Raw genomic sequence first — 22,663 nt, forward strand, 5'->3', positions numbered from 1 at the left:
ATCTTAGTCAATGAGAACATTGATAAAGGCCATAAAGTGGCGCTGCGCGATATTAATAAACAAGAGAATGTTATTAAATACGGTGCCCCCATTGGCTTTGCCCTAGAGAATATTCAAAAAGGCGGTTGGGTGCATACCCATTGCGTTAAAACCACCCTCAATGATGAACTGGATTATCAGTATGTTCCTGAGTTTATTGAACAAAGTGAAGCGACCCCTTCGCCTGAAGTAAATATTTATCGTAGACAAAACGGTGAAATTGGCATTCGTAATGAAATCTGGCTGATCCCTACGGTAGGCTGCGTCAATGGCATGATCAACCAAATGATCAAAGAGTTTAAACTGCGTCATCCACAATTAGAAATTGATGGCATTTATGCGTTTCCTCACCAGTTTGGCTGCTCTCAGCTCGGTGATGATTTAGATACAACACGGATACTGCTACAAAACATGGCACTGCATCCAAATGCGGGTGGCGCTTTAGTCGTTGGCTTAGGCTGTGAAAATAATCAATTACCGGCATTTCGTGATGGCTTAGGGGATTACGATGAAGGCCGCATTAAGTTTTTAATCACCCAACAAGCCGATGACGAAATTGAAGAAGGCGTTGCGCTACTTGAACAAATTTATGCCCAAGTAAAACAAGATAAACGTCAACCAGGTACTTTATCTGAAGTAAAGTTTGGCCTTGAATGTGGTGGCAGCGATGGTTTGTCTGGTATCACGGCGAATCCGATGCTGGGTTATTTTTCAGATTATTTAATTGCTCAAGGTGGCACAACGGTATTAACCGAAGTACCTGAAATGTTTGGCGCTGAAACTTTATTAATGTCGCGCTGTAAAGACGAGGAAACCTTTAACAAGCTCGTTAACATGGTTAATAACTTTAAAGGTTATTACAAAGCTCATAATCAACCGATTTATGAAAATCCGTCGCCAGGTAATAAAAAAGGCGGGATCACTACCTTAGAAGATAAATCGTTAGGGTGTACGCAAAAAGCCGGCACCAGCAAAGTACAAGCGGTTTTGCACTATGGTGAGCGCCTGCAAATACCTGGATTAAATCTATTGGATGCACCAGGTAACGACCCTATTGCCACCAGCGCACTTGGTGCTGCAGGTTGTCATATGGTGTTATTTACCACTGGTCGCGGTACGCCTTATGGTGGATTTGTGCCAACGTTAAAAATTGCTACTAATTCAGAACTTGCCAATAAGAAAAAACGCTGGATAGATTTTGACGCTGGCGTTTTAATTAACGATGTCTCAATGGAGCAAGTCCACGGGGAGTTTGTTGAACTGCTAGTCAACATCGTAAACGGCCAGCCAACTTGCAATGAAATAAACGACATTCGTGAAGTCGCTATTTGGAAAAAAGGAGTGACGTTATAAATGACAGCTAAGTCCATCGCAATTATTGGCGAATGTATGGTTGAGCTTAGCGGCCAACCATTTACTGCCATGCAACAAAATTATGGCGGCGATAGCATGAATACCGCCATTTACTTAAAAAAACTCGCAGGCAATGAAGTAAACGTCAATTACGTCAGTGCCATGGGCACTGATCCACTAAGTCGTGCACTGATTGAAAAATGGCAAGCTCACCATATTAATACTGACAATGTGCTGCTCAGTCATAACAAACAACCGGGTTTGTATATGATTCAAAACGATGTGTCAGGGGAGCGTACTTTTCAGTATTGGCGTAGCGACTCAGCCGCTAAATATTTATTGCAACATGCTGATTTTAAAAAAGTACTAACCAGTCTTGCCGAAGTTGATGCTATTTATTTATCGGGGATCTCCCTGGCAATTTTAGCAGAGCAAGATTGCCATACTTTACTCAGCCATTTAGCGTTACTAAAACAGCAAGGGATAAAAATTATTTATGATAGCAACTATCGCCCTGCATTATGGTCAAGCAAGATGCACTGCCACCTTGCCAATAATAAAGCATACGCACTAGCCGATTTAGCATTAGTGACTTTTGACGATGAAGCACAATTATGGGGAGATAGTAATGTTGCGCAATGTACCGAGCGTTTGCACCAACAAGGCGCTCACGAGGTCGTTGTAAAACTCGGCGCAGATGGCTGCCAATACAGTAAAAAACACCTTGATAATTCAATTTCAGTCGAGCTGTTTAATACTGTCGCTGTAGAAAAAGTGATCGACACTACCGCCGCAGGTGACTCATTTAACGCCGGCTTTTTAGCCCAGTGGTTAACAGAGCAACCTATAAAACAATGTGCACAAGCGGGTAATTTACTGGCCGCCCAAGTGATCCAAAAGCGTGGAGCAATTGTCGAGATAGACATTGCGACAATCAAACACACAATAAAGGCTTAGCTATTTTTTCTTGCTCTACATCAAAAACTACTAATACAGTGAGCGCTTTATTTAGCCCGCTAGAATGGTTAAATATTTAAATCGATTGGCTAACACTCTTTAACGTCTCGACACCGAACCTGAGTGCATACCTAAGTTTACTTATTCTAAAGTAAGTGCTGTGAGACGCTTATTTTGTTTAAGTAAACTTCCTCTCATGGGTATGCACTCTAATTCCCTTACTTGCTGCTAATAATGTGATTAAACCGTTAGCTTGCCATCTGCATCAACACCTTGCTTCCAATACGCTGAGCAGACAATCTTCTCACGCGGTATTGCATATTTATCAATCGCTAAATCTTTAATGGTGCGCACAATAGCAGCTTCTAGCGCCATGAAAATCAATGGTTTTTGCGTATATTGAGTCAATAGCACTGAAGCCTGATCAACCACATCTATTTGCGGCTGCATTGTAATTAACCAATTTATAGTGTGCTTGCTGTGTGCTTTGATTGTATCGAGCTCGATAACATCCTGCGAGTCAGTAACATGAATGATCACATCAACATCAGCTGTTGCAGGTAGTTGCTGTAAATACCCGTTAATAGCATTAACTGAGGTTAAATCAGCAATCATCAAATACTGCGACTGACTAAAATCATCAAGCTTTTTAGGGCCAGGGCCTGCAATTGCGAGTTTATCACCAGGCTTTGCTTGTTTAGCCCAATCAGTTGCGATACCACGATGCTGATTGACGACAAAATCAAGCGTAATTGTATGGTTAATAGTATCTATAGCTCTGATTGTATATGAGCGCTTAGGTGCAGGGTTAGCTGCTTTGAGGTCAGTTTCAACCTCATCTTGTCCAGCATGTGGTAATAGTACTTTTACGTACGCACCTTGTTGATCCGCAGGAAAATCATGAAACTCATCTGAGCCAACAACCAGACGCTTTAAATGCGGAGCTATCGCTGTTGTACTTATTACGGTTGCACGACGTACTTTTCTACTCATTTTGATCTCCTCAGAAGATTTATTTACGTGTTTAATTGCACAACGCCCCATTGGTTGATAAAATCAACCATAGCAATTTAATTGACTTTGTCAACCATTATGGATTTATTATGAACTCTTCATTGGCCAATACATTATTTGCTTTAATGCAAAATTATCGCGTTACCATACGAGAAGCTATTAATGCAGGTGAGCTTGGGTTAAACGCAATGCATGTGCGTTGCCTACATATTATTGCAGCGACAACTCACTGCACTGCTAACGATATTGTGAATCAAACCCAGCGCGATAAAGCGCAAATTGCACGCTTAGTTAAAGAACTAATTACATTAAAGCTGATTGACAAAGATGCCAGTGAGCACGATAAGCGTTGCTTTATCTTATCGTTTACCTCTGAAGGTCATGCTCTTTATGACAAACTATTAAACGCCGAACAGCATGTTAATGAGCAAATGTGCAAAAACTTAAACTCTCAACAAATCAATGACTTTTTAGATACTGCTCAAAAAATGATTAAAAATATGCAGTGATCGCAACTTCATTACTTGGCATAAGTTAACTAAAACACATATACTGTACACTTATACAGTGCATGTGTTTGGTTAATTATTTATGTTTGTTATTCCTATTTATATCGAAGCGGGCGTATGCGGGTTTGAATCACCTGCTGCTCAGTATAAAGAACTTGGTTTATCACTGGATCAGCTATTGATCAAACACCCCAATGCGACGTTTATTGGTGTGGCATCCGGCTGCTCAATGCAAGAGGTCGGTATTTTTGACGGCGATTTATTATTGGTTGATCGCGCCGAAGAAGCTAAAAATGGTGATGTCATTGTAGCTAACTTAAATGGTTTATTTGTTTGTAAATTATTAGATAAAACTAATGCACGGCTACTCTCTGCATCGGACTTATATCCCCCAGTGCAACTGACTGATAGTGATGAATTTCAATTAGAAGGTGTGGTTACTCGTTCGATTCGATTACATCGCTCTAGTGCTGAGCTGCGCCAATGTATTGCTTAGTGGATGCAGTGGCGTTTTACGCCAGCGCTGAAAAAGTATTTGATCCAGCGATCCGCTCAAAACCTGTTGTGGTATTAACCAATAACGATGGCTGCATTTGTGCGATATGTCCTATCGCACGGCGCTTAAATATCCCTAAGTTTCAGCCCTACTTTAAAGTTAAACATTTACTGGCCAAACATAAGGTGGTTATTCGCTCATCTAATTATGAGTTGTACGCGGATCTAAGCGATAAAATGATGAATGTGATCAGCCGTTTTTGCGACACCCAACACGTATATTCGATTGATGAAGCATTTTTGCAGTTTAACGGCTTTACCCCACTCATTAATGACTGGCATCAGTATGGCCAGTTAATTCGTCGCACAGTTTGGCGCGAAACAAAACTCCCTGTTGGAGTTGGCTTTGGCCCTACACCAACATTGGCAAAAGCCGCAAATCATGCTGCTAAAAAGCTCAACGGTTTTAATGGAATTGCAGTGATTGATAGCGAACAAGCACGACAACATATTTTAGCCGCGATGGATGTAGCTGATGTATGGGGCGTTGGCAGACGTTTAGCTAAAAAACTCAAACTACTTAACATTAACAGCGCGCTTGATTTAGCCAAACAAACACCACAACGTATGAAACGTTTATTTAGCGTCGTGCTTGAGCGTACAGTTAATGAGCTAAATGGCATTGTGTGTTTAAATTGGGATGATGTACGCCAAGATAAGCGTGAAATTTTTTCGACCCGTAGTTTTGGTGAACGTTTAACTGATCCGGTTGCATTAAAAACAGCGTTGATCAATCACAGTATTATTGTCGCTCGCAAACTACGTCAGCAACGCTCCTTAACTAAACGCCTGTTACTATTTGTGGCAAGCTCGCCCCATGAGTCACATTACTATAAAAAATCATTAGTGTATGAGTTACCCGTATCTAGCGCAGATAGCCGTGTATTTGCTAAAGCAATTAGCGAAATATTTACGCAGCTATATCAACACAACGTCCGTTTTTATAAATGTGGTGTGGGTGCACTCGAGCTTAGTTCACAACAGTTTCAACAACCCGACCTATTTGCTCCTAGCCAAGACAACATAAAACTAATGGAGTGTTTAGATTCAATTAATAAGCGATACGGCTGCGATACGCTAACTCTGGCAAGTCAACAACAAAGCCAAGCATGGCATATGAAGCGTGCATTTTTATCGCCTCAGTACACAACGCGTTGGCAGCATTTACCGAAAATAAGTTGTGATTTATAAAAAACTCACATTATCGTTAAATTTAAAGTTGTAGTTCAAACTGACAACGAACATTACTGCTCTCTACACTGTACGCAAGCGTTGTAGGCGAAATAAAACGCAGCGTTTGGCTCGTGTCTAAATTATCTGTCTCGTTTTCACAGCGAGTATGGCGTAGTGACATGGTAATGCTTTGCGTGGTGTATTTATACTTAGTAGTGACCAAACAAAAGTTAGCGACTTTATTCGTTTGTGTGCCATGGTGTAAGTTATTAAAAATAATTTCATCACCGAGCTTAAAGCCAAGATCAGGCTCATTTGCATCAAGCCATGCTAACTGTCCACCAGCACACATTTTAGCCTCACCTGATACCAATTGATAACTACCAACCTTAGTATTGAATAAATTAATAAACTGACTTTTATTACTTGGCAGCTCAGTTTTAGCACTGACAACTGTAGTTAAACAAACCGACACTAAACACAGTAATACTTTACGATAGCGCATTAAATACCTGACATTTATTGATTTATATACTCAGCATAGCATAGCTACGGTGATTAAAATAAAAACCAGCCAGTATACTGAGTCATGGTTGGTTTTTAATATTATGTTACTGCCAATATTTAGCAAATAGTTGCGGATATGCCAACTTTAAAAATTTAGGCTTATCTTTAAAGCGCTTACCTTTGGGTTGATCAAGGCCTGAAGGAGCAAAGGGTAATTCGTCTTCATTACGCTGTTCATATAATAAACCAGCGATCAAGTCATACTCATCTAAGTAAGGATAAGGCTGCTCGTTTAAATGATAAACAGGTGTGCAATCAGCCAAAGAATCAGCATTTTCAAGCGCAGTATTAAAAGCTGCTTCACCACGAGAAATTAACCAACAACGAAATTCTGAGAAACCGTATTCATCATTGCAACCGGCCATTACAAACGCAGCACCGAATAGCTCCCAAGTATAACTTTGGCGCATACAAATGCTAAATTGCTTATCAAATTCAATGAGCTGTGCATCGCTTAAATCTGTAAGTAAACCTTTTAAACGTTCACTGACTGATTCTGGCTCTGCGGTTCTATCTGCAACGGTAACTAATTGCCAGAATTCGCTTAAAGTAAGTGCACTCATGACAAAATCTCTTTCACTCGCCCTACTTGACCATCCTCTAAGCGCACTTTAATACCATGCGGATGATTGGGTGATTTAGTCAAAAGGCGCTCAACAACACCTTGCGTTAATGTGCCGCTACGCTGATCTTGTTTTAAAACGATATTAACTTCGGTGCCAGGGGTGATTTGTGAACGAGTAGGAACTGCCATAATGGATCTCTTTTACTATTTTTGTTGGATTATAGCTGTATGTCATCTTGATACCAAACTAAAGCACCGTAATCATCATTTTTTCAGGTTTAGTTGCACTGATAATAACCGCAAAATCATGCTGGTAAATTTATAGGTATCACTTAAGCCTAAGTTCATCTAAGCAGTTCAAGCGCCTGTTCAAATTTAACTGGTTTACTAAATAAATAACCTTGATAGCTATCAACTTCTAAACCTTTTAATAAAGCTAACTGATCGTTACGCTCCACACCTTCCGCTATCACTTTACAACCAATCATATGCGACATTTTAGTCACTGCTGAAACAATACTTTTATCTTTTGAGTGCTCACAAATATTATCAACATAAGATTTATCTATCTTTATATAATCAACAGAAAGTTCTTTTAAAACAGAAATCGAGGAAAACCCAGTGCCAAAGTCATCAATAGAAATACGTACGCCAATGCTTTTTAATTGTGTGATAACTTTAGATAAATAGACTAAATTTTTAATCATTATAGTTTCTGTAATTTCTAAATGTATGTTATTTGTGTTAACACAATACCGATTTAATAAATTCTTTAAAAATATAATAAAATCATGACTTTCAAGTTGCAGTACAGATACGTTGATTGATAGTGCAATCGTATTGTCGAGTTTGTTTAACTTACTCAAACTTGCAATCGCTTGCTCTAAAACAAACTCCCCTAAAAAGTTAATTTGGCCATAGCGTTCTGCTATGTCGATAAATTCTGAAGGGGGAATAAATTCATCATTTAAATGCCAACGTAACAGCACTTCGAAAGTAATTATTTTATTATCGATTATATCAACAATAGGCTGATAACAAAGATGAAAGCCTCCTTGTTCAACACTCTCTTTAATTGATCTACGTAACATCTCTTCTCTATTAAGAGCTTGCATCATACGTTCATCAAATATTGAAATTTCATTGCGATTTTTTTTACCTTCGTACATTGCAACATCAGCATATTTGATAGCTTGAGTAAGGTCAAAGTTTGTGCGAGTGTAAAACAAGCCCACTTTAAAGGAGGGTCTAATATTCAGGTTATCTTTAACGACAGGCTGGGTTAAATTATCAACAAGCTTTGTCGTGTTACTTATCAGCTCAGCTTTACTCGCGTGACACGAATAAAGAATAAATTCGTCCCCTCCCCACCTACAAGCAATCATTTCCCGTTTTTTTTCTATCGATAATAAACGTTTTCCAGTTTCAGCAAGAACAAAATCTCCAAACTCATGACCATATTTATCATTAAGTATTTTAAAGTCATCCATATCTAAAAATAGAACAGCTTTAATGTTATTGATATTTTGAGCTAAATCGAGATCGACATTAGAGAAAAAGCTCCCCCGGTTAAATAATTGAGTTAAATTATCACGTTGCTCTAAATTAATTATTTTCTCAGTACGAACTTGCACTTCTTTTTCTAGATTATGGATAAATAAATCGAGCTTAATTTCATTATTAATTGAGGTTTTTACATCTTTAGCTGCGCGTATTGCACTGACAAAACACAAAATAAACCACAATACAATTCCCAATATGCCTAAAACATTTTCATTATCGTCTGGTTGAAATAAAAGCAATATACTAAATGGGATAAGCAAAAAAGTAATATAGCTGAAGGCTGAGCGAATATCGGAGGACAGAACATTGACAGCTCCCCCTGCTAATGAGCTAAAAACAACCAGCGTGACAAATTTCTCTGACATCTGCATATCTTCAAAAAATAATATTGGGAACACAGCCCAAGTCAAACCAGTTAAAAATACACCAATAAAGTAACAATGGTACTTTATATTATTGTCATTACTTAAAAAAACATGATTTAAAATGCGCAGTGAAAATACGAAAATAAGAATACAAAACCAATACAACTTTCCTACAGAGTCACTTTGATTAATGCCACTAAAAATAACAAAAACAGCAACTATAAGATTTATAATAATAGCTGAATTGAAATAGGAACTAACGAAACTAAGTCGTTTAGCTATAAAATTTTTTGAATAAGTAGCCATTACACTAAATCACATACCCTGTCTAAACTGAGCATTCTACTTAAAATAACCAATCAATACAGTATTAATAAATCAATCGAGAGCGAAAAATACGCGCTGAGTTATTGTCTTTTTTGCAACTATTGACATGTCATTTCACATCATCGCTTAGCTCTTAAGTGAACTCTGTTAATGATCAAATAGTTACACAAATGAAAAGCCTGAATTTCAAGTGCGTCATCGCTACTATCGGTTATTTCTTAACGCAAAGCAGTGTTTAAAAAACTTATTTTACCTTAAAAACGAAACTATGATGAAAAATTAATTGCTTGTGGCTTGATGTTTATAAGCGCAAGCTGCTGCTTAATTTGCGCTTCAATTAAAGGCAATTGTTGCTCATTGTTTGCCTCTAATAGTGCTAATTCATCAATAAAAAAACAACTTATATGCAAGCTATTACTTGGTTTTTTTAAATTGACTGTATGCGTTAAGTAACTAAAACCAGCGTGCTTGTCTTTTATATTTTCACAAGCGATGGTTAGAGTATTACGAAGTGCTTTATCTAACAATTTTTCTGTTCTAGTCATTTTTACTGGTGTGCTCTTGGCTTGAGTCGTTTTCTGGAACTATGTCTTGCTGCTTTTTAAATTTTTTGTAACCGTCTTCTTGGCGCTTTATACATTCATGATATTCTTTATCTGCCATGTAGCTGCATTCACCTAAACGGGCAGCTTGAATTTCGTGATAGCGTGCATCTGAACTACAGCCGGTTAAAAACAGTACCGCTGAGGCACTTACAACCCATTTTAGCCTATTGAAAAGCATTAAAAATTCCTTACATTTTAAGCTGGAAAAGTAATTCATCCATGACGATTTTGCTGTATATTGCAAACGTTTTATATCTATAACCGTTAAGGGCTAATTATGATGTTGTCGCAGTTACAAAAGCTGTTCCAGCGTATCGATAAAAGTAAAATATTTCAATCATTTGTTATCGCCGTTATTGTTGTATCAGCGCTCACCGTTGGTGCACACACCTATTCGTTACACCCCACTGTTGAATTTGCTTTACATTGGATGGACGTGGGCATCACGGTGTTTTTCTTAATAGAACTAATTATCCGCTATGTTGCAAGTAAAGGCTTAAAAGACTTTTTTAGCAAAGGCTGGAATATCTTTGACTTTATAATCGTCATTGGCAGTTTATATCCTGCTGCAGGTTCGACCATTTTTATAGCCCGTTTACTACGAATATTCCGCGTACTACGTTTAGTCTCTATGGTGCCAGAACTACGTTTGTTGGTTAATTCACTATTAAAAGCCATACCGCAAATGGGTTATATTGCGCTGTTAATGTTTGTTATTTTCTATATTTATGCCGCAACTGGCAGCATGTTATTTTCTGAGATAAATCCATTTCTGTGGGGAGATGTATCAATCTCAATGTTGACTCTGTTCAGAATAGCAACCTTTGAAGATTGGACCGACGTCATGTACGAAACCATGGCTGTCTATAAGCTAAGTTGGATTTACTACCTTACCTTTATATTCTTAACTGCTTTCGTATTTTTAAACATGATGGTAGGCGCTATTCTAGAAGTTATGTCACAGGAACATCGTAATGCTCGGGAAGAGCAAGCTGATGTAGATTCCTTGCCGGCAACCCAAGGACAAATCAATGAGCTGAAGGCACAAATAGCAGAACTAAAAACACTATTAAAGCCCAAAAACTAAGTATTGATAAACTAGCACCTAAGAATATAAAAGCTTAGGTGCTAGTGCAATTATAACTAAGTTCATCTGTAGTCAGCCGATAAACCAAGCATTTATTCCTAGTGTAAAATCTAAAACTAATAAATTATTGCTTTTAGCTATTTATCAATGGTCTAATAAAAATATGATAAATTTAAACCAATTATAATGCATTACTTCAGAAGATACTTTTTATTATCAGATCACGTTAATTCAAATGTTAGAATACCTAACTGGCGTATCAGTGCATTACGCATTATTTTAGCAGCTGGTGTTATTCTATGTTTTGCAGTGCTTTGCGATACTTTAAACGCCGCAATTGAGTTCAACTTAATCCATGTAATTGTGCTTTGCGCGAGCTTTTTTGTCACAATGGCTATCTTACTTCTAGCTAGCCGTAAATGCTTTACTTTATGTGCCCATGCGCTGCTACTCAGTATTGTTGCTGCAACAATCTCAATTAATCTCTTTTTAACAGATATCAACCTTGCAAAAATAGGCTCTATGTATATGTATGCCTGTCCTATCATTGCGTTGATGCTATTAGGTGTGAGAACCGCGCTAAGTTATGCGATTCTAAATATCGTGCCTTTTTATTTTATAATATACAACATTGATATTTCATCTCTTACCTCCATAAATACGCAACTACCAAATTCAGACTGGTATATATCAGGATTATTATTCTTAATCTTTAATATCTGTATTCCGCTTGCGGTTGCACGCACCATAGTTGCAGCTAAACGTTTAAATCAAACCATGGCAGAATCAAATAGTCATCTAGCAGCAAAAAATGAGCTTTATAGAACATTTTTTACTGAATCAAGTATTGCAAAAATAATTATCGATAGTGAAAACACCGTTATAGATTTTAACAGTCAAGCGAAAATGTTATTTGATTTCAAAGCAACAGTTAAACTCGATAAATTATTACCTAATCTTGTGATTGCAGCTAACCCACAAAAGAACCAAGTATTTAAATATAAAAACACCTATAAAACTGTACATTACCAGCAAGTTACTGACTCTGATTATTGTGTGCTGCGCTTTGATGACTGCACTGAACAACATCAAATAAAACAAAACTTATTAGCAATGGAGCAAGAAAACAAACGTTTACGTTACAGCGATGGTCAAACACACCTTCCCAATAGAGAATGGTTTGAGCTTCAGTGTGAAAGATTTGTAGCAAAGTACCAAGGTGATTTCTATATTGTGATCACCCAGAGTGCAAATAATGAATATTTAAATCTCAAATACAGTAAAGCTGATGCAAAAGCACATTTAGTATCAGCTTATAAGCGCTTAAAAGACTCTAATGAAGACCTCGTTCTGTGCGCTCATGTAGGTAATAATAAATTAGCATTTATAATAACTACAAGCTCAGCTAACAAAATAGAGTATAAGCTTTTAAACGAAGTTAAACATGCGCTTGATGAACCTTATATAATGCGGGGCAGAAAATACCAACAGTCGTTTTTATTTGGTTTTTCTAACTTTCCAAGACAAGGAAAAAGCAGTGCTACTGTATTGAACAACGCAATAGAGGCATTAAAACTTGCTGATAATCATCGCCCTATTAATGGTTATGATGAGAAACGCTCACAAGCATTTTTAGAAAAACATGAAATATCAATGTTATTAGACGAAGCACTTCATAACGCCGAGTTAGAGTTACACTATCAACCTAAAGTAACACATGACGGCAAGTGCATTGGACTTGAAGCATTAGCACGCTGGAACAGTAAAACTCTTGGTGTTGTATCACCTGCGGTGTTTATTCCTATCGCAGAGGAATACCGGATGATCAGCCGACTCACAGATCTCATAATTCAAAAAGTCTGTACTCAAATTGCAACTTGGAGCAAAGATGAAATTCCACTAGTGCCTGTTGCAATAAATATATCATTGCTTGATTTTGGCCAAAGCGATTTCATGTCAAAATTAGTAAAATACTTAGCGGACTTTAATGTCAAACCAAGTCAAATTGAATTAGAACTGACCGAAACGTCATTAGAAGCAAACCAAGAATATTCCTTGGCGCTAATGCAAAACCTACAATCATGGGGATTCACAATTTCTGTTGATGACTTTGGTGTGGGCTATTCAAATATTGCGCGCTTAGCCGAATATCCTATAAATAAGCTAAAACTTGATCGCTCGCTAATAAGCCAAGTTACAAGCTCAACAAGGCAAAAGAGCTTAGTAAAAGCAATTCACGTCATGTGTGATGAGCTAGGTATAAAATGCGTATCTGAGGGAGTTGAAACACAACAGCAAGTTGAAATTATGGCAAATATGGGATGTAAAGAATTTCAAGGCTTTTATTTTTCAAAACCATTATCGGCCTACCACTATACCGAGCATATAAAACAACAAGGTTTGAATTTTAATCCGCAAAAAATACCAACAAGTTAATACCGGAAAAAAATAGAATCGGCTATTAAGCTGACTGGAGTATTCGCATTGAAGACTAATGAGCGGTATTGTCAGCTTGTATTTTATTCTTAGCCACTGTTATTACTACACTTTAAATTTTCCAACTAGATCAGTAAGAACGTGTGATAAGGTTTTTAATTTATCGCCATTATTACTGGTATTGGCAGCAATTTCACTAACATCATCAGCCGCATTTTTGATTTCTATAACATTGCGATTTATATCTTCAGCGACATGCTGCTGCTCTTCTGCAGCGGTTGCTATCTGCGTATTTAAGTCACTAATATTAACAATAGACGCTGTTATTTCCGTAAATTGCAGCTGTGCAGCATGGGATAGTTCAACCGTTTTATTAGTGCTGTCTAAACTGCGTTTCATTTCAGTAGTGACTTGGCCAGACATGCTACGTAATTTGTCTAATTGCGTAGCAATCTCTTCAGTGGATTCAGACGTACGTTTCGACAATGCACGTACTTCATCTGCAACGACAGCAAAACCACGACCATGATCCCCCGCTCTAGCAGCTTCTATTGCAGCATTTAAAGCAAGCAAATTAGTTTGCTCAGCAATGCCTCTTATAACGCCTAAAATTGACATGATATTTTCACTTTCAGTGTCAAGTTGCGATATATCATCCGTTGCTTTACTTATCACTTCGCTCAAAACAACCACGCTTTGAACGGTCTCTGTGATCACTGTTTGACCTATCTCTGATGCCTGTTGCGTTTGCATAGCCAGATCTGCCGCATTAGCACAACTTGAAGCTACTTCGTTGGCTGTCGCAGCCATTTGATTAATTGCAGTTGCCGCCATTTCCAGTGCTTGTTGTTGTTGGGAGGTAGAACGAGTTAATTGCGATGCTTGTGTAGAAGTTTGCTCTGATGTACCGCTTACATCTAATGCACACTCGTTGATTTGTCTTACTAAATCAGCAATCAAGTTTAAAAATAGGTTAAAACTATTGGCAAGCTTTGCCGTCTCATCTTTAGTTTTTATCGTGAGCCGTCGAGTTAGGTCACCACCGCCTTGCGCAATTTCAGCCAGGCCATCACTGACTTCAACTATAGGTGAAGAAATTACTTTTGAGATATAACTTGCGATTAAAATGAATACAATAATTAGCACCGCACTAATAATTAAAATTGTAACGGTCATGGTGTTTGCGGCGCTCATCACCTCTGACTTTTCAACTAAGCCAATAAATTTCCAGCCTAACTTAGCTGAAGTATAAATATTGGCAATAAAATCTTTGTCATTAATAACAATTTCGAACTGACCTTGGGTATTAGCCGCTAACTGCTTGTATTTCCCACCCGCAATATCAGTTAAACGTTTAAAACGAAAATCTTCATTTTTAACATCAACAAGTATGTTTCCCGTATCTTCGATCAGCATTAAGTAACCAGTTTCACCCAGCTTAATATTAGCAATAATTTCTGTCAGTCCTTGCAAAGAAACATCCATTCCCTGTACACCGATAATTTGTCCATTATCTTTTATTGCTTTTACAGTAGAGACTATAACCATGTCGTCAGCTGCCCAATAATAAGCACTAGTGCGAACCGTTTTACCACTTGCAGATTTACCTGTTAAATACCAAGGTCGAGATCGTGGGTCATAATTAGCATTAACTTCTCCCGCTGGCCACTGAATATAACCACCTTGTTCATTACCCATATAAATATAAGCAAGCCCTGGGTGAGTTTGGCCGAAGTGATCAAACTGTTGAAATGCGGCACGTTCAACACTGCTGCCTTGGAGATGTTTTAGCATCACCGAATTATTTGTATCTACATGAGTTTTGACATCTTGCTTGGCAGCTAAGACCATTTGATGGGAAGCTAGATAATCAACATTTTTTTCTATTTCGGCAAAAAATATAGCGATACCATTATCTATTTGCCGTGCTTCTCTTTCGCTCATTTGCGCAAAATTATCAATAGCTTGCTCTCTTGTTTGCGTGATAACAAGTGCTGCAATAATAAAAAGAGGTAAGGCGATGGCGGAGGCAAAAGATAGTTTTAATTTTTTTGATATATTCATATATAGGAGGCCAAATAGATACTCCCATAAAGATAGTAAGCTATTGAGTATCCAGCAAGAAACAATCTCACTAAATTAACTAAGCAGTGACAAAACTAAAGCGGTGCAAAAAGACAACAGTAAAAGGGCTGGCACATTGCCAGCCCTCCATATTAACTGTAATAAATGGCAGCCAATAAACTAATATTTATTATCAACAATAATGCGTAGCATACGACGTAGCGGCTCTGCAGCACCCCATAATAATTGATCGCCAACGGTAAAAGCACTAATGAATTTAGGTCCCATGGCTAATTTACGAATACGCCCTACAGGAATACTTAATGTACCAGTTACTTTAACTGGGGTTAAATCTGTAGCAGTGATATCACGCTCATTAGGGATAACTTTAACCCACTCATTGTGTGAGGCTAAAATCTGTTCTATTTTCTCGACGCTAATATCTTCACGTAGTTTAATCGTCATTGCTTGTGAGTGACAACGCATTGCACCAATGCGTACACATAAACCGTCAATAGGCACAGGCTGTTTAGATGAACCTAAAATTTTGTTCGCTTCAACTTGCGCTTTCCATTCTTCTTTAGATTGACCTGATGGCATTGGCACATCAATCCATGGGATAAGACTGCCTGCTAACGGCACACCAAATTGCTCTTGCGGTAAATCGCTTGAGGCAATCTGCTGCGTGACTAGTTTATCAATTTCTAAAATAGCGGCCTGTGGATCAGCGAGCTTGTCAGCCACACTTGCATGAATAGAGCCCATTTGCGCGATTAGCTCTTTCATATTGCGAGCACCGGCACCTGAGGCTGCTTGATAAGTCATTGGGCTAACCCACTCAATCAAATCTTGCTCAAATAAACCACCCAGCGCTAATAACATCAATGAAACTGTGCAGTTACCACCCACATAAGTTTTAACGCCTTGCTCAAGGCCTTGTTCAATCACATCTTTATTGACCGGATCAAGTACAATAATACTGTCATCGCTCATACGCAGTGCTGATGCCGCATCAATCCAATAGCCGTCCCAACCTGCTTCACGTAATTGTGGATATACAGCTTTGGTATAATCGCCACCTTGACAGGTAATAATAATATCCATGTTTGCCAGCGATTCAAAATCCATTGCATTAAGTAATGGTTTTGCAGGACCTGCTAAATTAGGGCCAAGCTTACCGGTTTGCGAGGTAGTAAAAAAAGTAGTATCGATATGAGCAAAATCATTTTCTTGTTGCATACGCTCTAATAACACTGAGCCAACCATGCCCCGCCATCCGACCAATCCTACTTTTTTCATTGTTTGTTCCACTGTTTGAGTCATAAGAAATACCTAATACGTTAAAAATTAAAATTCATTGCGTGAGATTTAATTTTTAGAACGAACAATCTAGCACTGTGATCGAGGCAACACCAGTGTTACTCATAGAACATAAAATTTTTTCATCTTGAGTCAATAATCATATTTCTAATAGTTATGATTATTGTGCATCATTGTAAAAGACCGGTGTTTTTGACATCCAACTGATTCATCTGTTGCTATTTTTTTGCAATATGAAACTGACTATCTGTACATAAGTAAGTTAATAAGAATGCAATAAACAAGATTTATAATCATTTCGCACTTTGTAGTCAGATGTATTGTGTATTATTTTATTCATTAAAAGGAATCAAACAAATGAAAACATTATACTTTTCTAGCCTAATTGCAACTTTTCTATCTTTAGGAGTATCTGCAAATGTTAACGAAATCAATGTAGAATCGAATACTTCTTTTGCCAGTTCAACAACTAGTGTTGAACACACATCGGGCTCAACAAAAAGCTTATCTACATCAACCCTACCGTAATAGTTGATAGTAGTTATAGCAACTTCTTTGTCAGTTTTATATCGGGAAATCAATTCTGTAAAGAGCGAGGTCATAAGCGAGAAATCACTGGCAGCACAGTGTGGTGAGGATGAATATGAGTATGCGGAATATGACTGGTATGGTAGCGCATGGGTTTCAAAAAATACTGGTAGTAAAAATCAGTGTTATCCATTGTACGCTAGTATAAAGTGCGGTAGCGGTAACTAACGTAAACAAACAGCTCAGTAACAACTGAGCTCTTATTCCATGGCGCAAAAATTCCTCCAATTAATATCAACATAGTTCAACTCATCATTAATCACATATCATCATTAAAATAATAGCCTTATATCAATTTGCATTAAATGATCACTTCTTTAATAACACAGATATTACACAACCATTAGTTTTACAAATAGCAGATATTAAAAAGCCCTGCATTTGGCAGGGCTGAGATAATAAAGACTTATGTAATTTGCCTTTATTAGATGACTTTAAAACTCGTAGCTAAAGCTCACGCTTAATTCTCTAGGCGTTTCTTGAGAACGAATTAGCACATCATTTTGATTAACTTCAAAGTTTTGTCCCAACATATTTTTCACTTTAAGTGTTAATGTGGTATTAAACGTTGGGTAATAACTATAAACCATGTCTAACGAGTTTAAAGGTTGTTCGTAAGCGTCATCAAAGTTATTAACACCCGCAGCTAAAATACGATCACCAAATACATTGTAGATAACAGATGCTTGATGCATGCCATCATGTGAATCGTAATTCAGTTGCAAGTTGGCAACATACTTTGAATGGCCCGTCATACGTCGCTTTAGGTTCGTGAGATCGCCACGCTGTTCTTCTGCAATTTCAACTTCTGAATCACTGAGCGTTATATTTCCAGAAGTAAAAAAAGCGCCCCCTAATAAATCACTGTGCAACTCAGTTAACCATTCAGCTTCAATACCGTAAACATAGGCTGTTTCTGCATTGTCAAACTGCAGAGTAAAACGGCCGTCGCTTTCTGTTAATAGTGCTTCGATTGGTTTATCGATATCTTTATAGAATGCGCCAACTGAGTAATTATCGCCATTGTCCATATAAAACTCGATACGTGCATCAAAGTTATCTAGGTAACTAGATTCTAAGAATGGATTACCAAGCGTTCGATAACCTGTCAGCGGATCTTGGAATTGAACAGGGCTTAGCTCTCGCAAATCAGGGCGTACAACCGTGTTGCCATAACCAAAACGAACTTGATACGATTGCTGACTATATGTCATAGATAACGAAGTAAAATACTCATCTTCCATCACACTTGCTTGTTCTATCGCATCTGCACTTAATTTATCAGCCAATAAAGCAGGATCGAATGCTGAGCGAGAAAAAGCAAGCGCAACTTGGCGGAAGTCCTCGTAACGCACACCACCGCTTAAACGCCAATCTTGAGCAAACGTTACGTCAAAAGAGCCGTAATAAGCATCAATCATTTGCGCTGCTAAGTAATCATCAGCTGTTGGTTCTTGGAACAATAACTCGACATCCGTTGAATCAACAACAGCATCGTTAGCAAAAAAACTACCAATTGACAGTGCTTCTTCTTCACTTTGTGCTAGATCTAAAGACTGAGTTTGGTTAAAACGATAGTTAAAAAAGTCAGTGCGGTAATCACGTGTTTTTTCAACAAAATAACCACCACCCGCAATTTCTACTTCGGCGTTATCAAAGTAAAAAACTTTGTTTACATTAACGCCCCAGTTTTCTACATCGTCTTCAAGCTCTACAAATCGATACAAATAAGGATTACCACCTAAGCTACCATTGTAAAAAGTACGTTGATATTTGCCATCTAAGTACTCATCACGAACCGTTACTTTAAGCTCACCAGGTATACTTGTAGTCGCTGTTGAGTCAGTATACTGCCAATCTACACCAACACCTTCAAGAAAACCCCAATCTAAATTGTGCATTCCACGAAGCTGAAGTATTTCAAGTTCTCGTTCCTCAAAAGAGGTTAAGTGACTACGCTGCAACTGCCCAGCATCAATACTTAATGACTTTGAAGGTTCTTGGTAAAGCGCAACAGAGGCTTCATCTTCAGAATCTCGTAACATCATATAAGTTGCTGTTAAATCGTGACCTCCAATTTTATAACCTAAATTTAGAGAGCTATTTAACTTTATATTATGCTTGGTTGACACTTCTTTCTCTGTTGCAGAGTAACAAGTAAAGTCATCTTGTGAACATGAGGACTCAGATGCGTCAACAGAAGAAAGTACAGCGCTAAACTTCTCAGCATTAGACCATTCATTTTCATAGGCAACTGACGCTAAGAAACCAAACGAGCCGTCTAAGCCAAATAAGTTATCAAAACGGTCGCCATACACAGCTTTAATACCGGCATCAGGATTTAAACTTTCTTTTTCCAAGCCAAAATCTCTTGGCAATGCTTTTGCTAAACTTTTATTTAAGTCTATCGCGGCAGCTTGGCCAATATCAGCCCCCTGACGTCTTGACTCTACATCCCTGATATTTCTATATGAAATATCAGACAGGCCAATGATATAGGTATTTAACGCAGTCTTAACTGAACCAGGTAATGCGCGTGTACCATCATCTTTACCTAACCAATCATCACTGCCACCATTATATGTATAGCCTTCGTCGTTTGTATCTTTATAACTGGCACCAATTTCGACTTTAAATAAAGTATCATTTGGAATGCTCTTGGTTCTGATATTAACGTCACCACCACCAAAAGCCGCAGGCATATTTGGTGAATAGGCTTTTTGTACAGCCAAGGATTCAATAATACTTGATGGGAAGATATCAAGTGGAATTACATTTCGTGTTAGATCCGGGCTTGGAACTACCGCGCCATTTAAACGTACGCTAGAGTAACGCTCACCTAAGCCACGGACATAGATAAACTTATCGTTAACTAATGATAAGCCTGTAACACGGCGAAGTGCCGAAGCTGCATCACTATCACCCGTTCTAGATATTTGCTCTGAACCCATTATATCAGCGACAAATGCCTGATTTTTACGCTCATCAATTACGGCACTAGCACTGCCTTTAAGGCGCGTACCTGTTGCAACAACTTCTTCTATCGCTTCTTCATTTATTATTTCTTGTGCCTGATCAGCGAAAGAATGAAATGAAGAAAAAAGGGAGAGCAGAGATAAAGTTATTAGATTGGTTTTAAACTGCTTTTGATGTTTCATATTTATATCCTCTAAACCTAAAATTCCCTTAAAAAAGGCGCCGTAGCGCCTTATAATTAGAGCCGGTCTAGATTAATTACTAGCGCGTTGTAAAGATGCGGCAACAAAATCAGCCCACTCACTTGATTCACCGTCTTTAAGTGCACCAATATAGCCTGCGTTAGTAAAGAAAGAGTTAACTTCACTCATGTCTTTAGCTGTTGTAGCTACTGCAGTGCCTTGTGAATCAGTAATAGTTGCAGCTGTTGAAACACCATCAGCACCAAGTACATTTGCAAAATCAGCAAAACCAATTAACTGGTTATTCTCGCCACCAGTAAACCAAGAAGCAATATCAAAACTTGCTAATGCGCCAGTTAAAGGTGTATTTACGTCTTCAAAATTCTTACCACAAGCAAATATTGAGCTCATAAATGCGATATCGCCATTATTTGCATTCGCATGCACACCAGCATCCCCTGATTGGTCTTTTTCATTATATAAATCAAGACAACCAGCACCATCTACAGATGAAGAGTTTACAAATAGCATATTAGCTAATTGCGCTTTACCCCATTCTTTCATTTCCATACCAGCACCAGTACGACGCCCTTCAGCACCTTGGTCGCCAGTAGTTACAACCGTTGCATTAGCAATTGTTGGATTAGAAACAGTTGTTACTAAATCTTGTGCATCTGCTGATAATGGATCTACCTTAGCGCCATCTGTTTCAAAGCCATGGTTTCCATATTCATTTGAACGTACAAGAATAAATTGTCCATAGCCTTTCCAGCCTTCATCCCAATCAATACCATCATCACCTGTATCAGTAATAACAATATGTTTAAGGTTAACGCTACCACCAAAAAGCTCTATACCATCATCAAAACCATTATGAACATGCACGTAATCAATCGTTGTGCCTGAGCCTACAGCATTAAGGGTTAAACCATTAAGCTCATCGCCTTCAACACCAAAACCCGCATATTTTATAACTATATGCTTAAGGATACCGCTGCTATCTTGCGGATCATTACCACCATAATACGATACAATACCTTCAGCAGCGTGGTTACACATATCTTGCGCCGCAGCCGCAGCCGTACAACGAATAGAATGGCCTCGACCATTTACCTGAACGCCACCCCAATCACCAATTTGTGCGGTTGTTGCATCATCGCCATCAACTTCTTTGATGCTTGTGAAAATAATTGGCTTATCTACTTCACCAATTGCTTCAATATTTGCACCACGTGCAATACGAATAAAACTCTCAGGCTTAGTAAAAGCTATCGTCGCGCCAGCTTCAATAGACAATGTAGGACCATTGCCATCAATTGTAGCGCCTGTTGATGTGTCTACATCATCACCAATAAATAATGCACCTTCAAATACATGTGCGCCGCCACTGCTTAATGCAGGGATAACAAAAGAGCTGGTAATTTCTTTCGCATTACTTGCAAATGCTTGACTGTAAACACAGTTAACACCCTTTGCTTCACCTGTAAATGTAGCTCCATCTAATGTATATGTAGCGCAACTTAATGTATCACCACCATTATCACCACCTGGGTTAGTCACTGAGTTGTCTACACTATTATCTACACTGTTATCAACTGTTGTAGGTGTAACATTAATATCACCACCGCCACAGCCAGCGAGTGTAATTGCAGTAGCCACAAGGCTGACTTTAAATAAACCAGATAATTTCATTGTTCACTCCGTTAAAGTATTTAATTATTTTGTTAGCGCATTAAGTAAAACTCAAGTCACTTTAAAACACGAAAAACATGCTTTAAGGTCACTTGAGCTTTAGAACGAGGACTACAATACGGGAGGTGTATGACAATACAGTTACACTTTAATAAACATAAAGTGACAATATAATTTATTTAAATAACAATTTGTTAGGAATATTTAGAACGAAAAAAACCGCCCTGAGGCGGTTTTGGTGTTGCGATTATAAAACGAGTTTTTTAATAAAATCGTTGAAGTTAAAATGGCATTTTTTAACGCCATATTTACTTATAACAAAGCGGTGCGTAATGTTTCAGCATGCAATTTTTCACGCTTCACGTATTTGATCCATTGTTCAGCTAATCGCTGCGATTTTTTATGCTTCTCGGCTTGTTCGAATGCTAAAATAGACGCATCAAAGTTTTGTAAACTATATTGCGCCATACCTAAAGCAACATAAGCATTTGATTCAAAATCGAGTGAGCCTTTATCAAGCGCCGTTCGGGCTGCATCAGCGGCATCTTCAAATTGCTCTAAGTTAACAAGTACTTCAGCCATACGTTGATCGTACTTACCGTGATCCGAAAGCTCTGCCGCTTTAGCAAAGTAAGTAACTGATTTATTATCTTCTTTTGCTTGGACCATGGCTTCTGCGATGAATGCATAATTCTTCGCAGACTTTTCAGCAACGCCTGATTCAAT

The 22,663-nt window shown here is 38.2% G+C and carries 19 protein-coding genes and 1 pseudogene; 8 read left to right on the plus strand and 12 right to left on the minus strand.

Features of this window, described 5'->3' with window-relative positions:
* Positions 1-1,392 (plus strand): UxaA family hydrolase (locus H5232_RS17780; RefSeq protein ID WP_182831269.1); only part of this gene is annotated, 1,392 nt, incomplete at its 5' end.
* Positions 1,393-2,349, plus strand: a complete 957-nt coding sequence (locus H5232_RS17785) for a sugar kinase (RefSeq protein ID WP_182757742.1) — start codon at positions 1,393-1,395, stop codon at positions 2,347-2,349.
* A gap of 240 nt (positions 2,350-2,589) precedes the next feature.
* Here the strand turns inward: H5232_RS17785 and H5232_RS17790 are convergent, their stop codons facing one another.
* The gene (locus tag H5232_RS17790) at positions 2,590-3,342 is read right to left on the minus strand and encodes a siderophore-interacting protein (protein ID WP_182739295.1); all 753 of its coding nucleotides are present in this window, start codon (positions 3,340-3,342) and stop codon (positions 2,590-2,592) included.
* 110 nt (positions 3,343-3,452) lie between these two features.
* Between H5232_RS17790 and H5232_RS17795 the strand changes: the two genes are divergently transcribed.
* The 3 genes from H5232_RS17795 (at position 3,453) to H5232_RS17805 (ending at position 5,618) form a co-directional block, all read left to right on the plus strand.
* Complete coding sequence (locus tag H5232_RS17795) at positions 3,453-3,872, plus strand: MarR family winged helix-turn-helix transcriptional regulator (RefSeq protein ID WP_145239134.1); 420 nt, start codon at positions 3,453-3,455, stop codon at positions 3,870-3,872.
* Between the two features lie 82 nt (positions 3,873-3,954).
* Positions 3,955-4,368 carry a LexA family transcriptional regulator gene (locus H5232_RS17800; RefSeq protein WP_182831270.1) on the plus strand — a complete coding sequence of 138 codons (414 nt, stop codon included), beginning with the start codon at positions 3,955-3,957 and terminating at the stop codon, positions 4,366-4,368.
* A complete protein-coding gene (locus H5232_RS17805; protein ID WP_182717255.1) occupies positions 4,356-5,618 on the plus strand; it encodes a Y-family DNA polymerase in 1,263 nt (420 codons plus the stop codon). The genes H5232_RS17800 and H5232_RS17805 overlap by 13 nt, the downstream gene beginning before the upstream one ends.
* Before the next feature lie 22 nt (positions 5,619-5,640).
* On the opposite strand, the gene H5232_RS17810 is transcribed toward H5232_RS17805, so the two are convergent.
* The 6 genes from H5232_RS17810 to H5232_RS17835 all read right to left on the minus strand — a co-directional run bounded on the left by H5232_RS17810 (position 5,641) and on the right by H5232_RS17835 (position 9,770).
* Positions 5,641-6,105 carry a hypothetical protein gene (locus H5232_RS17810; RefSeq protein ID WP_145239144.1) on the minus strand — a complete coding sequence of 155 codons (465 nt, stop codon included), beginning with the start codon at positions 6,103-6,105 and terminating at the stop codon, positions 5,641-5,643.
* Positions 6,106-6,211: 106 nt separating this feature from the next.
* Positions 6,212-6,730, minus strand: coding sequence for a DUF4240 domain-containing protein (locus H5232_RS17815; protein ID WP_182717254.1), 519 nt, complete (start codon positions 6,728-6,730; stop codon positions 6,212-6,214).
* Positions 6,727-6,921, minus strand: coding sequence for a YwbE family protein (locus H5232_RS17820; protein WP_145239148.1), 195 nt, complete (start codon positions 6,919-6,921; stop codon positions 6,727-6,729). The genes H5232_RS17815 and H5232_RS17820 overlap by 4 nt, the downstream gene beginning before the upstream one ends.
* A 155-nt stretch (positions 6,922-7,076) precedes the next feature.
* Positions 7,077-8,966, minus strand: a complete 1,890-nt coding sequence (locus H5232_RS17825) for a bifunctional diguanylate cyclase/phosphodiesterase (protein ID WP_182717253.1) — start codon at positions 8,964-8,966, stop codon at positions 7,077-7,079.
* 287 nt (positions 8,967-9,253) lie between these two features.
* Positions 9,254-9,532, minus strand: coding sequence for a hypothetical protein (locus H5232_RS17830; protein ID WP_182767346.1), 279 nt, complete (start codon positions 9,530-9,532; stop codon positions 9,254-9,256).
* On the minus strand, positions 9,525-9,770 hold the full coding sequence (locus H5232_RS17835; RefSeq protein ID WP_182717251.1) for a hypothetical protein: 246 nt from the start codon (positions 9,768-9,770) through the stop codon (positions 9,525-9,527). Before H5232_RS17835 ends, H5232_RS17830 begins: the two co-directional genes overlap by 8 nt.
* Positions 9,771-9,872: 102 nt before the next feature.
* Between H5232_RS17835 and H5232_RS17840 the strand changes: the two genes are divergently transcribed.
* A complete protein-coding gene (locus tag H5232_RS17840; protein WP_182717347.1) occupies positions 9,873-10,679 on the plus strand; it encodes an ion transporter in 807 nt (268 codons plus the stop codon).
* Between the two features lie 186 nt (positions 10,680-10,865).
* Positions 10,866-13,115, plus strand: coding sequence for a bifunctional diguanylate cyclase/phosphodiesterase (locus H5232_RS17845; RefSeq protein WP_182767345.1), 2,250 nt, complete (start codon positions 10,866-10,868; stop codon positions 13,113-13,115).
* Between the two features lie 105 nt (positions 13,116-13,220).
* Here H5232_RS17845 and H5232_RS17850 read toward each other — a convergent pair whose 3' ends face one another.
* Positions 13,221-15,179, minus strand: a complete 1,959-nt coding sequence (locus H5232_RS17850; RefSeq protein ID WP_149980254.1) for a methyl-accepting chemotaxis protein — start codon at positions 15,177-15,179, stop codon at positions 13,221-13,223.
* Between the two features lie 180 nt (positions 15,180-15,359).
* Positions 15,360-16,502 (minus strand): aspartate-semialdehyde dehydrogenase, encoded by a 1,143-nt coding sequence (asd, locus tag H5232_RS17855; protein ID WP_182767344.1) that lies wholly within the window; start codon positions 16,500-16,502, stop codon positions 15,360-15,362.
* A gap of 354 nt (positions 16,503-16,856) precedes the next feature.
* On the opposite strand from asd, the gene H5232_RS17860 reads away from it, so the two are divergent.
* On the plus strand, positions 16,857-17,027 hold the full coding sequence (locus tag H5232_RS17860) for a hypothetical protein (protein ID WP_182767343.1): 171 nt from the start codon (positions 16,857-16,859) through the stop codon (positions 17,025-17,027).
* A 494-nt stretch (positions 17,028-17,521) separates the two neighbouring features.
* Here H5232_RS17860 and H5232_RS17865 read toward each other — a convergent pair whose 3' ends face one another.
* The 3 genes and pseudogenes from H5232_RS17865 to H5232_RS17875 all read right to left on the minus strand — a co-directional run.
* Positions 17,522-20,245, minus strand: coding sequence for a TonB-dependent receptor plug domain-containing protein (locus H5232_RS17865; protein ID WP_182831271.1), 2,724 nt, complete (start codon positions 20,243-20,245; stop codon positions 17,522-17,524).
* Positions 20,246-20,317: 72 nt separating this feature from the next.
* A complete protein-coding gene (locus H5232_RS17870) occupies positions 20,318-21,937 on the minus strand; it encodes a hypothetical protein (protein ID WP_182717245.1) in 1,620 nt (539 codons plus the stop codon).
* Between the two features lie 312 nt (positions 21,938-22,249).
* Positions 22,250-22,663 (minus strand): annotated as a pseudogene (locus H5232_RS17875) (hypothetical protein); the annotation flags it as partial.

The sequence above is a fragment of the Pseudoalteromonas sp. SG41-5 genome (assembly GCF_014164495.1).
Lineage (GTDB): Bacteria > Pseudomonadota > Gammaproteobacteria > Enterobacterales > Alteromonadaceae > Pseudoalteromonas > Pseudoalteromonas rhizosphaerae.

Coding starts and splice junctions, on each gene's coding strand:
- H5232_RS17840 (WP_182717347.1), top strand. CDS start 9,873: ATGTTGTCGCAGTTACAAAAGCTGTTCCAGCGTATCGATAAAAGTAAA.
- H5232_RS17830 (WP_182767346.1), bottom strand. CDS start 9,532: ATGACTAGAACAGAAAAATTGTTAGATAAAGCACTTCGTAATACTCTA.
- H5232_RS17865 (WP_182831271.1), bottom strand. CDS start 20,245: ATGAAACATCAAAAGCAGTTTAAAACCAATCTAATAACTTTATCTCTG.
- H5232_RS17790 (WP_182739295.1), bottom strand. CDS start 3,342: ATGAGTAGAAAAGTACGTCGTGCAACCGTAATAAGTACAACAGCGATA.
- H5232_RS17820 (WP_145239148.1), bottom strand. CDS start 6,921: ATGGCAGTTCCTACTCGTTCACAAATCACCCCTGGCACCGAAGTTAAT.
- H5232_RS17795 (WP_145239134.1), top strand. CDS start 3,453: ATGAACTCTTCATTGGCCAATACATTATTTGCTTTAATGCAAAATTAT.
- H5232_RS17815 (WP_182717254.1), bottom strand. CDS start 6,730: ATGAGTGCACTTACTTTAAGCGAATTCTGGCAATTAGTTACCGTTGCA.
- H5232_RS17785 (WP_182757742.1), top strand. CDS start 1,393: ATGACAGCTAAGTCCATCGCAATTATTGGCGAATGTATGGTTGAGCTT.
- H5232_RS17800 (WP_182831270.1), top strand. CDS start 3,955: ATGTTTGTTATTCCTATTTATATCGAAGCGGGCGTATGCGGGTTTGAA.
- H5232_RS17805 (WP_182717255.1), top strand. CDS start 4,356: ATGTATTGCTTAGTGGATGCAGTGGCGTTTTACGCCAGCGCTGAAAAA.
- H5232_RS17845 (WP_182767345.1), top strand. CDS start 10,866: ATGCATTACTTCAGAAGATACTTTTTATTATCAGATCACGTTAATTCA.
- H5232_RS17850 (WP_149980254.1), bottom strand. CDS start 15,179: ATGAATATATCAAAAAAATTAAAACTATCTTTTGCCTCCGCCATCGCC.
- H5232_RS17810 (WP_145239144.1), bottom strand. CDS start 6,105: ATGCGCTATCGTAAAGTATTACTGTGTTTAGTGTCGGTTTGTTTAACT.
- H5232_RS17860 (WP_182767343.1), top strand. CDS start 16,857: ATGAAAACATTATACTTTTCTAGCCTAATTGCAACTTTTCTATCTTTA.
- H5232_RS17825 (WP_182717253.1), bottom strand. CDS start 8,966: ATGGCTACTTATTCAAAAAATTTTATAGCTAAACGACTTAGTTTCGTT.
- H5232_RS17870 (WP_182717245.1), bottom strand. CDS start 21,937: ATGAAATTATCTGGTTTATTTAAAGTCAGCCTTGTGGCTACTGCAATT.
- H5232_RS17835 (WP_182717251.1), bottom strand. CDS start 9,770: ATGCTTTTCAATAGGCTAAAATGGGTTGTAAGTGCCTCAGCGGTACTG.
- asd (WP_182767344.1), bottom strand. CDS start 16,502: ATGACTCAAACAGTGGAACAAACAATGAAAAAAGTAGGATTGGTCGGA.